A 10,801-nucleotide genomic window follows, 5' to 3' on the forward strand; every position below is an offset into this window, starting at 1 on the left:
AATGATTAAAACTAAGTGATGCACTAGTTCTCTAGCTGTCCATAACGAGAAGATAGGTCGTTTAGACCATTATACTATCAAATATATTAAATAAATATTAAGTTCATTAATGATAAATTGATAATTTTGCCTAATTTGGCTTGGGCTAATCCCTAAATGAGTATCCATTTTGAAGGAGTATAATCATCTAACAGTTCTTTGACTTGCTTCCATAATTCATCACGGATTTGCCCTCACTTTGTTCGTGTCGCTCGCCTATGTCTAAATACTCGTTTGACAGAGTCAAACAGGACTTGCCGAAAGTTCAGGGGGGAGGGATCACATGAACCTTTAAGGTGAATTTTTTCCTCGATTTTAAAATAGGGACAATCAGGTTTCACTCATGCGAGCTTGACGCTCGATAGGAGATGAAACCTATGAATTAAACAACGTAATGTACTAAAGAGATTTTGGTGAACGTAATAGCTCTAACATCGACTTCGCAGCTAATTGTTCTGCTTTTCTACGGTTAGATCCTTGGCCAAAAGTTTGTTGTTTTGCTCCAATTACCATACATGTTATATAGAATATCTGATTGTGCTCATCCCCTTCCACCTTAGTCAAAGTATACTCTGGAAGAGCCATTTTTTCAGCTTGTAAATATTCTTGTAATTGAGTTTTAGCATCTTTTAGGCAATCATTTAAATTAGAATCTGCAAGTCTGGATCGATATAACTTTAAAATAACTTCTTTCGCTGTCTCGATCCCCCCATCAAGAAAAATTGCTGCAAAAACAGCTTCCATAGCATCAGCAAGAATAGAGGCACGACGAAAACCTCCGCTTTTCAACTCACCTTGTCCTAAAAACAGGAAATCCCCCAGATCAATTTCTTTAGCCAATTCAACCAACATCTCGCCCCGAACTAAAAATGAACGTAAACGACTTAATTGGCCTTCGCTTTGTAAGGGAAAACGATGAAACAATTCATTAGCAATTACAAAACTCAAAATTGAATCTCCAAGAAACTCGAAACGCTCATAGTTTTCACTACCAACACTACAATGCGTTAAAGCTTGCTTGAGATAGGCAATATTATTGAATTTATAATTTAATCGCCTGCATAGTCTTTCTAAATCAACTTTCACTGCCTGCTACAACCTCTTCTGTATGATCAAAATCAAATAATAAGCTTATATTATATACTAAGGGCTTAATAACTTGATATTTCACTTTCACTCTAAATTTATTGGAACCTATAGGTTCAATCATTAACTGATTTTCCTTTAAACTTTCCACCCCATTAATATCTAAGCGTTTATCCATGGTGCTCTTTAGAAGATTAACATCTGCCACGGGATCACCACTTAATGTGGATAAAGGCACTGAATTTAATCCTTTTACCGATTTAATAATGGAGTAATACTGCAAATAAACTGGAATAACACGCATTACAACGATTGCAGCCATAACAATCACAACGACTGTAAATATCATCCCTATAAAAGTCATTCCCTTTTGTTTATGCATTTGCTATTCCTTTTCTGCTTTAACTTAAAGTACGTTTTTTGATCAGAGAATCATAAACGATATTGCATCCTTATGGGATTAATTTTCCTATTCTAGACCAACGAACGTTATCCTTTTTGCCATTCCAACTCATCCAAACTAAAAATGCTCTGCCTCGCAAATAGGATTCGGGTACGAATCCCCAGAACCGGCTGTCCGCGCTGTCATCACGATTATCACCCATCATGAAATAATTCCCCTCAGGCACCACAATATCAAAATCTACAGCTGGAACATCAGTTCGTACAAAAATATTATGTACTGTACCATTTAAATCTTCTTGATATTTAGCTACTGCTTTTCCCGAACTTTCATCAATAGTGTACTCAACAAAAGTCTGTTTTGCTTTCCTTCCATTAATTGTTAACACCTTATTGTGATAACTAATTTTATCACCTGGTACTCCTATTACCCTTTTGATGTAATCATAGGAAGGATCTGGCGGCCAGCGAAATACTGCAACCTGTCCTGTTTTAGGGTCAGAAATCGAAACAACTTTTTTTTCCCAAACAGGAAGTCTTAATCCATAAATAAACTTATTTACAGCAACAAAATCACCAACAAGCAATGTTGGCTCCAATGAACCAGAAGGAATACGGAACGGTTCAATTAGAAACGAGCGTAAAATTAATACAATGAAAAATACTGGAAAAAAAGATCGTGAATATTCAATAATACGATTTGGTTTTTGATCCTCAGCGCGTTTTCTTGCCCAAAAAAGAACATCTAATAAATAAATAAAACCACTGATGAACGATAGTACAACCAATATTAAAGCAAAATTCATAAATTTATATCCTAATCAAACTTAGTTTCGAATAATACATCCAACGTATCATTAATGCCTTGTACTATTTCTTTTTATCAGTTTGGAAAACAGCCATGAATGCTTCTTGCGGTATTTCCACATGCCCTACTTGCTTCATGCGTTTTTTACCTGCTTTTTGTTTTTCCAATAATTTTCGTTTTCGAGTCACATCACCACCATAACATTTTGCAGTAACGTTCTTACGTAATGCTTTTACTGTTTGTCTGGCAATAATATGACTACCTAAAGCAGCTTGAATTGCAACATCAAACATTTGTCGTGGAATTAAATCACGCATTTTTTCAGCGATTAATTTTCCACGAGTTTGAGCTGAAGACCGATGAACGATAACTGAAAGCGCATCCACACGTTCACTATTAATTAAAATGTCCATTTTAACTAAGTCAGCTTCTTGGAAGCGTAAAAAATTATAATCAAGTGATGCATAACCACGGCTTACTGACTTTAATCGATCAAAAAAGTCAGAAACCACTTCACTCATAGGAATATCATAAGTTACAGAAACTTGGCGACCACTGTAAGTCATATTGACCTGGATACCCCGTCGCTCAACACACAAATTAATGATTGAACCGAGGAAGTCTTGAGGCACAAGTATATTTGCCCTCACAATAGGCTCATACATTTCTTTAATTTGAGGAAGAGGCGGCAAAAGAGATGGATTATCAATCAGCATCGTCTCGTCTTTTTGTGTTAAAATTTGATATACAACTGTAGGCGCAGTAGATATTAAATCGAGATTGTACTCTCGTTCCAGGCGCTCTTGGACGATTTCCATATGAAGCATACCTAAGAATCCGCATCGGAAACCAAAACCCAACGCTTCAGAAGACTCAGGTTCATAAAATAATGAAGCATCATTTAAGCTTAATTTAGCAAGGGCTTCACGGAATGCCTCAAAATCATCAGAACTGATAGGAAATAAACCAGCATAAACTTGAGGTTTTACACGTTGGAACCCAGGAAGTGGTTTCTCGGCTGGATTTTTTTCCAAAGTAAGCGTATCCCCTACTGGGGCACCTTGAATTTCTTTAATTCCTGCTACCAAATAACCTACCTCACCGGCATTTAGTACATCCAGTTTTGTACGTTTAGGGGTAAATATACCAACTTGGTCGACTTCATAAGAGCGTCCTGTGGACATAACTCTCATCTTATCCCCTTTACGTATTGAACCATTGACAATGCGTACTAATGAAACAACACCGAGATAGCTATCAAACCAAGAATCAATAATCAAAGCTTGTAACGGTTGGTTAATATCCCCTTCTGGTGGAGGAATACGAGTCACTAACGCTTCAAGTACATCTTCCACTCCAAAGCCACTTTTAGCACTGACCCGTATTGCATCATGAGCATCAACACCAATAATGTCTTCAATTTCTGAAATAACACGCTCGGGTTCGGCTTGTGGTAAATCAATTTTGTTAAGTACTGGCAAAACAGATAATGATTGGTCAATGGCTGTGTAACAAACAGCAACTGTTTGTGCTTCTACGCCTTGTGCTGCATCAACAACAAGAATTGCCCCTTCACATGCAGCCAGTGAGCGCGATACCTCGTAGCTGAAATCGACATGTCCTGGTGTATCGATGAAATTCAAGAGATAGGTTTTACCGTCCTTTGCAGTGTAATTTAAAGAAACACACTGTGCTTTAATCGTGATGCCTCGCTCTCGTTCTATATCCATAGAGTCTAGCACTTGAGCACTCATTTCACGTTCAGTTAAACCACCACAAATTTGGATAAATCGATCCGCCAAGGTAGATTTACCATGGTCAATATGGGCAATAATTGAAAAATTACGAATTCGCTTTAAATCACTCAACTGAAGTACCTATTTTGCAAATAGCGCATTCTAGCTTAAATACGCGCGACCTTAAAGTATTTGCTAATATAGTGCAATTTTAATAAGATTTATCATTTGATTTTTATTAGGATGCGCTATGCGACGAATACCAGGTTTGGGGCTTATTGCAATAATGTTGCTACTTTTTTCATTCTCAACTTATTCAGATACCGCATTTACGAAAAGAAAAGATGTGCAGCTTTTTATCAAAAGTATGGTCAAAGAGTACCACTTTAATGCCAAAGAACTTACAGCAATAATGAATCAAGTAGTTATTCAGCCTGGTATTATTGAATCAATGGAAAAACCCTATGAAAAGAAAAATTGGGATGTTTACAGAGATTTATTTCTCACTCCTGCACGTTTAAAAGGTGGATTGGATTATTGGGTTGCTAACAGAGAAGCCTTAGACAGGGCACAGAAAAAATATGGTGTTCCACCAGAGATTATTATTGCAATTTTAGGCGTAGAAACGTTATACGGAGAACGACAAGGAGATCATCGAGTTCTTGATGCATTGGCAACATTGGCATTTAACTATCCAAAACGCTCACCCTACTTCACTAAAGAGCTAAAAGAGTATCTACTACTTTGTCGTGAACATGGTGTTCCTGCAACTCAATACAAAGGCTCTTACGCTGGCGCTATAGGTCAACCACAATTTATGCCCAGCAGTTACCGTAATTTTGCTGTTGATTTTAATAATACCGGTAAACGCGACCTGGTCACTAATAATGCTGATTCTATAGGAAGTATCGCGAATTACTTCTACCAGCATGGCTGGAAACCCAATGATGGAGTTGCTCAAAATGCCAAATTGGTAGGTACGTTACATAAACGTATTCAAATGAATCCTAAAAGACCTAATTATTACTATACTCAGCTCATTGCGCATGGCGTTAAGCCAATAACCGCCTCACATAATCATCCTTCACGCGCCGCTTTGATTGAACTAGTGACTGGTAAAGGAAATGAATATTGGATAGCTTATCCTAATTTCTTTGTTATAACCCGATACAACTCAAGTCCTCAATATGCACTTGTAGTTTATCTATTGGCGCAACAACTGAAACAACAGTGGACTGCAATGAATGCAAAAAAACTTAGAGCATATGCTTAGGAATGGATATTCTTTTTCTCTTTACAAAACATCTTGATGAAGCAGGATGCTTTTGCCTTAAATTAAATGAAGGTGGGACATTAATTGTTCCACCTGCTCAACGCAGTTTTGCAGAAATTAAATCATTGCAAACTGAGTGTAAAACTTTAGTAATTGAAACGTGTGAGCATGTTAGTCTTCTTAATCTGGAGTTTTCATGGCTTCCTGAAAGAAAAGCGCGAATTGCAATTCCTTATGCTTTGGAAGAAAAGTTAGCTCAACCCGTAGATGAGCTTCATTTCGCTTTTGATAAAGCACGATATCAAAACAATCAATATCTAGTTACTGTAATAAGCAAACAGCGAATTCGATATCTAATGCAATTATTCAATGACCAAAACATTGAATTTTTTGCTATTACTGTAGATTGGTTTGCCCTGGAACCACAAGAGCTATGTATCTGTGAAACAACTTTGCTCATCAATACTGAGGATTTCCAAGGTGCTCTTTCAGGGGAACTAGCTGATATCTATCTAAAAAATCACCCACAATACCATCCATTACTTTTTACAGACAGCGCAATTCAAATTGATGCTTCATCTCCTAAAAATCAGGAAACATCATATACTTGGATTGCTCAAAGAATGTTAAAAGCAAAGATAATGAATCTCTGCCAAGGAGAAATGCAGCATGGAAATAAAAGTGATTTGATTAAAAAGGGATATCAACTAGTCGGTCTCCTTTTTTGTCTCTGGTTAATCTCCTTACTCGTAGTAAATGGGATGAAATTGCATTTCTTAAATAAGCAGACCGAGAAAATAGATGAACAAATCGCCGTTATCTATCATGAGTTTTTCCCTGATGCCAAACAAGTTATCAGTCCTAAGTTTCGCATTGCGCAACTTTTAAAAAGTAATAATACAGAAGAGCAAAATCGTTTTTGGTTTTTACTCAATCAATTGGCTAAAGTAATTAAGAACGATCGTAATACTGTAGAACAGTTGCGATATCAAAACAAAACGTTATCTGTAACGATAATAAGCATGGATTTCGCCAGTTTAGAAGAGCTCGAGAACGAATTAAAAAAGCTGCAACTCAAAGTAAAACAAACTCAAGCATCAACTCGCGAACAACAAGTCGCAGCCACTTTGGAGTTAATGTGAAAGCTTATTTAAGTAGTCTTAATGAGAGAGAAAAATGGATGCTGATTGGAGGAACACTGTGCCTTTTGCTCTATGTTTATTATTTATTTTTATATAGTCCATTGAGCCAAAAGGTAACTCAAAAATCAACTCAGCTCGTAGAAAAAACTACTACATTGACGTGGATGCAGAACATAAGACAACAAAGTCATATAAAGCAAACAAAGAAACAATCAGTAGATAACAGCCAACTCCTAACCACGCTCGCGACAAAACTAAAAAATGATCCGACCCTGAAATTTCCTTATCAATTACAACAAACTGGACTGGGCGATATTCAACTTACATTTGACGCCGTAGCTTTTGACTTATTTATTGCATGGCTGGAAAAATTAAATCAACATTATGCAATTACCGTGAAGCAGTTTGAAGCAGACCGCTCAAAAACACCTGGCGTAACTCGTTTAATGATCCTAATCAGTTCAGATTCTAAAGCAACATAGCCCCAATTAGCCCTAATCAAATATTTTACAAAAATAAGGAAATTTTATGTCAAATTCATCGGTTAAAATTGTGCGCTTTCATGAAACTGGAGGCCCGGAAGTATTAAAACTTGAAGAGTCGTCACTACCAGAACCAGGAAAAGGTGAAGTTCGCTTGCGTGTTCATGCAATTGGTCTAAATCGCGCTGAGATTATGTTTCGTACTGGAGCCTATCTGATAGAACCACATTTTCCATCAAAAATTGGCTATGAAGCTTCTGGGATAGTTGAAGCAGTCGGCCCGGATGTAGATAAAAAAATGATCGGCAAGACATACAGCACAGTGCCTTGCTTTGATCTCGGTAAGTATGGTGTATATGGAGAAGTTGCTATAGTTCCTGCATACGCACTCGCAGCATACCCAGAGAAACTTTCTTATGAGGAAGGAACTTCTATTTGGATGCAATACCTAACCGCCTATGGTGCCCTAATTCATTATGGAAATCTTACTAAAAATGACTTTGTTTTAATTACTGCTGCCAGTAGCAGTGTAGGACTTGCTGCTATTCAAATAGCACGTGCTCAAGGAGCTATTAGCATCGTCACAACGCGAACTGCTAAGAAAAAAGCAGAATTACTCGCCTTAGGAGCAGATCATGTGATTGTAACAAACGATGAAAACCTCCCTACCCGTGTCAATGAAATAACTCATGGCAAAGGTGTAACAATTGTATTCGATCCAATTGCAGGAAAAGGTGTCGAAATGCTTGCAGAAACACTGAGCCAAGGTGGAATACTTTTTATTTATGGAAATTTATCGTTGGAGTCAATCACTCCATTCCCTCTTTTTACCGCTTTAAGTAAAGGAATTTCCGTACGCGGTTATACGCTTTTTGAAATTGTAGCTCAAGCAGAGGTACGCGCAAAAGCTGAAAAATATGTTTTTGATCACTTGCAAGATGGTTCATTTCAACCCCAAATTGCTCGAACTTTCTCCTTAGGACATATAGTAGATGCCCATAAATACATGGAGTCCAATGAGCAAGTCGGCAAGATTATCGTGACTCCTTAATCAACATAATAACTCATCCCCGAATTAAGATATCGCTTAATTCGGGGTAAATTATTTAGGGTCTATTGTTGCACATTACTCCAGTTAATCACTGAAGCACTGCTTTTGATTTCGGGTGGTAATGAATTTAATGCCTTTTGTGCTTCTTCTGCAGTGCCATATGTTCCGTATACTCCCTTATAACGTGTTTTGCCATCACGCTCATATTTGATTTGAGCCATCCGATCTTTTTTAGGTGCTTTGTAAAGAACTTGTGCCACTTGAGATGCCTTATCACCTTCTGTCAACTCAATAGTGTAACCTTGTGGATTTTGACTATTTACCCAAGTCTGATCTCTATCCTTAAAAGAAACGGGAGAATGTAATTCACCAACATGGTACGAATCAGGAACATTAACTTCCTGTTTTTGTTGATATCTATAGTCATAATTAACCATACGGTTACTATTCATAGAATATGGTTCTGTAATATCAGTGTATGAGTAAGCGGGATATGTGAGGTATTCACTGTCCTTAGTACAAGAAGACATAATGAAAGCACAAATTACCATGAGTGCTAAGTTTATTTTCTTATCCATTGTCATTCCCCTATTTATAGTTCTTATTATTCACTTCTTGACTACTATATCTACATAATAAGAAAAAACTTTAGAAAATTGAGTTGTGAAAGGACAAATTTTGTCTTACAGTAATTATTTTTTTATTCCTACGGCAAAAACTTATGTGGACACATCGACGTTCGGGACAAACAAATCAAAGAGGAAACCTGGATCATCGGGATCCTTATGAACGAGATCGAACTCGAGTAATTCACTGCCCAGCGTTCAGACGACTACAAAGAAAAACACAAATTTTAGGAACTGATGAAGGTGATTTTCATCGAACTCGCCTGACTCATTCTCTGGAGGTCGATTCAATAGGACGCAGCATTGTACACAATCTCTTGATGAACCAAGAAAAGCACATTGCGCTAGCAGGTTTATTACCTAATGATGATCTGATCTCTGTTATTTGTTTACTTCACGATATTGGTCATCCACCTTTTGGTCATGGTGGTGAAGTAGCGCTAAATTATATGATGCGTGATTATGGAGGATTTGAAGCAAATGGCCAAACGCTACGATTACTAACCAAAGTAGAGAGCAGTTATGGCGTCTATGGTCTTGATTTAACCCGACGTGCGCTGCTTGGTATTTTAAAATATCCAGTGAAACGCTCTACTGTTGTTGCCCCTAAACAAGCACCCGTTCATGAATCCATCCATAAAACCATCAAAATTAATGATTGGTTACCGCCCAAAGCTTATTTTGATTGCGAACAACCCGAAATCGATTGGTTGTTATCTCCTTTTTCCAATAGTGATAAAGAATTATTTCAATCCCTATCACAAATTCCTCGTGGTACAAAAACAGGAAAATCTGCTTATCATAGTTTTGACTGTTCGATTATGGATATTGCAGATGATATTGCTTATGGGGTTCATGATCTTGAAGATGCGATTCATTTACGTTTAATAAATCCCTCTCATCTGGATACACCCGAATTTCGACAGTTATTAAATAATACATCGTTAACCGATCGTCAAAATTTATTAATCGACTCACTATTTTCTTCAGATCTTTACTCAAGAAAACAAACTATTGGAGAAATGGTTAATTATTTTATTACTTCAACCCAAATCATAATAACCAATGAACAATTCGAAAATAATTTACTTAAATACAATCTAGCACTCACTCCCGAAGCTAATGCACTTCTGAATTATTTAAAACAATGCATCTATACTAATGTCATTGATTCTCAAGAGGCTCGAACTTTTGAGTATGGGGGTCAAACAGTTGTTCTGAGGCTCTTCGATGCCATCAGTTCAAACCCCGGTAGTTTATTAGATAATAAAAACCGAGTCTTGTTTAAACAAGCGGAGGATGAAACGACTGCTTATCGAATCGTATGCGATTACTTAGCCAATATGACAGATGAGTATGCATACAGAATGCACGAGCGATTATTTGGGTTTAATACAAGAACAATTTTTGAGCGACTTTAAGAATTACTATTAAAAATGAATAGATATCAGGCTCTGTTGACAATTGCTTCATTAGCCTACGTTCGCACTTTATGCAAATCCAGTAAAGGCTGCACTTTAGTTTGTCTCTGTATAGATCCCGCACATAAAGCGGGGAAGTAGGCGGAATGAAATGAAATGTCAAAGACTCTAGTAATTCCTGTCATCAGATGAACAGCTTTTATCCAGGTTATGGATAATGGTTGATAAATACCTGCGTTAATCTTTAATACAAAATATAGATCCGATTTAGAGAGCACCAAATTAGACCCGAAAGAGCGCTCGAAAAGATCTAAAAAGTAATACCAAGCACTTTAAAATTTTAAAGTATAGGTATGTTCTTTAACGATACGCTTGGATACAGTTTCATCATCGGTAGTAATATGCGGTACTGTAATACTTATGCTGGAATTATCATAACATCCACCGTAATTTATATTAATGGTACCTGTATTGATTTTTGGTGTTTTAACACAGGAAGCATTTTTTTTATTAAAAAATGCCGTCAAATTTTAATTTCATTTTTATTACCTCGTGACATCATAAATCTTCGCAGAAGAACCATGCTTCATATCGATTAATAAAATATTAAAATGAAAATATTTTATACTTTTTGGGAGGCTCTAATTATAAGATTAGATAAAAGGATAAATGATTGGCTCTACCCCAAAAAAGGGGGCATTTTAATCAAGTTAGTCTAGACTAACCCATTGATTT

Annotated in this window: 11 protein-coding genes; 5 read left to right on the forward strand and 6 right to left on the reverse strand. The window is 36.8% G+C overall.

Annotation, left to right across the window (positions count from 1 at the left end; translation table 11 throughout):
* Positions 1 to 438: 438 nt before the first annotated feature.
* The 4 genes from rnc to lepA all read right to left on the reverse strand — a co-directional run bounded on the left by rnc (position 439) and on the right by lepA (position 4,203).
* The gene (rnc, locus tag DGG96_RS20045) at positions 439 to 1,125 is read right to left on the reverse strand and encodes a ribonuclease III (protein ID WP_110144241.1); all 687 of its coding nucleotides are present in this window, start codon (positions 1,123 to 1,125) and stop codon (positions 439 to 441) included.
* Positions 1,115 to 1,507, reverse strand: a complete 393-nt coding sequence (locus tag DGG96_RS20050; RefSeq protein ID WP_110144242.1) for a DUF4845 domain-containing protein — start codon at positions 1,505 to 1,507, stop codon at positions 1,115 to 1,117. The genes rnc and DGG96_RS20050 overlap by 11 nt, the downstream gene beginning before the upstream one ends.
* A 70-nt stretch (positions 1,508 to 1,577) precedes the next feature.
* A complete protein-coding gene (lepB, locus tag DGG96_RS20055) occupies positions 1,578 to 2,333 on the reverse strand; it encodes a signal peptidase I (protein WP_110144243.1) in 756 nt (251 codons plus the stop codon).
* Between the two features lie 64 nt (positions 2,334 to 2,397).
* Positions 2,398 to 4,203, reverse strand: a complete 1,806-nt coding sequence (gene lepA / locus DGG96_RS20060) for a translation elongation factor 4 (RefSeq protein ID WP_110144244.1) — start codon at positions 4,201 to 4,203, stop codon at positions 2,398 to 2,400.
* 118 nt (positions 4,204 to 4,321) lie between these two features.
* Here lepA and mltB point away from each other — a divergent pair, with 118 nt between their 5' ends.
* The 4 genes from mltB to DGG96_RS20080 are packed head-to-tail and all read left to right on the forward strand — an operon-like array spanning position 4,322 to position 8,019.
* Positions 4,322 to 5,344 carry a lytic murein transglycosylase B gene (gene mltB, locus DGG96_RS20065; RefSeq protein ID WP_110144245.1) on the forward strand — a complete coding sequence of 341 codons (1,023 nt, stop codon included), beginning with the start codon at positions 4,322 to 4,324 and terminating at the stop codon, positions 5,342 to 5,344.
* Between the two features lie 2 nt (positions 5,345 to 5,346).
* Entirely contained in the window at positions 5,347 to 6,486 is a 1,140-nt protein-coding gene (gspL, locus tag DGG96_RS20070) for a type II secretion system protein GspL (protein WP_110144246.1), read from the forward strand.
* A complete protein-coding gene (gene lspM, locus DGG96_RS20075; RefSeq protein ID WP_110144247.1) occupies positions 6,483 to 6,968 on the forward strand; it encodes a GspM family type II secretion system protein LspM in 486 nt (161 codons plus the stop codon). The genes gspL and lspM overlap by 4 nt, the downstream gene beginning before the upstream one ends.
* A 46-nt stretch (positions 6,969 to 7,014) precedes the next feature.
* The gene (locus DGG96_RS20080; RefSeq protein ID WP_110144248.1) at positions 7,015 to 8,019 is read left to right on the forward strand and encodes a zinc-dependent alcohol dehydrogenase family protein; all 1,005 of its coding nucleotides are present in this window, start codon (positions 7,015 to 7,017) and stop codon (positions 8,017 to 8,019) included.
* Between the two features lie 62 nt (positions 8,020 to 8,081).
* Here DGG96_RS20080 and DGG96_RS20085 read toward each other — a convergent pair whose 3' ends face one another.
* Complete coding sequence (locus DGG96_RS20085; RefSeq protein ID WP_110144249.1) at positions 8,082 to 8,597, reverse strand: SPOR domain-containing protein; 516 nt, start codon at positions 8,595 to 8,597, stop codon at positions 8,082 to 8,084.
* A gap of 143 nt (positions 8,598 to 8,740) precedes the next feature.
* On the opposite strand from DGG96_RS20085, the gene DGG96_RS20090 reads away from it, so the two are divergent.
* Complete coding sequence (locus DGG96_RS20090; protein WP_110144250.1) at positions 8,741 to 10,066, forward strand: anti-phage deoxyguanosine triphosphatase; 1,326 nt, start codon at positions 8,741 to 8,743, stop codon at positions 10,064 to 10,066.
* Positions 10,067 to 10,398: 332 nt separating this feature from the next.
* On the opposite strand, the gene DGG96_RS20095 is transcribed toward DGG96_RS20090, so the two are convergent.
* A complete protein-coding gene (locus DGG96_RS20095) occupies positions 10,399 to 10,593 on the reverse strand; it encodes a hypothetical protein (RefSeq protein WP_110144251.1) in 195 nt (64 codons plus the stop codon).
* Positions 10,594 to 10,801: the final 208 nt, after the last annotated feature.

This window comes from Legionella qingyii, from assembly GCF_003184185.1.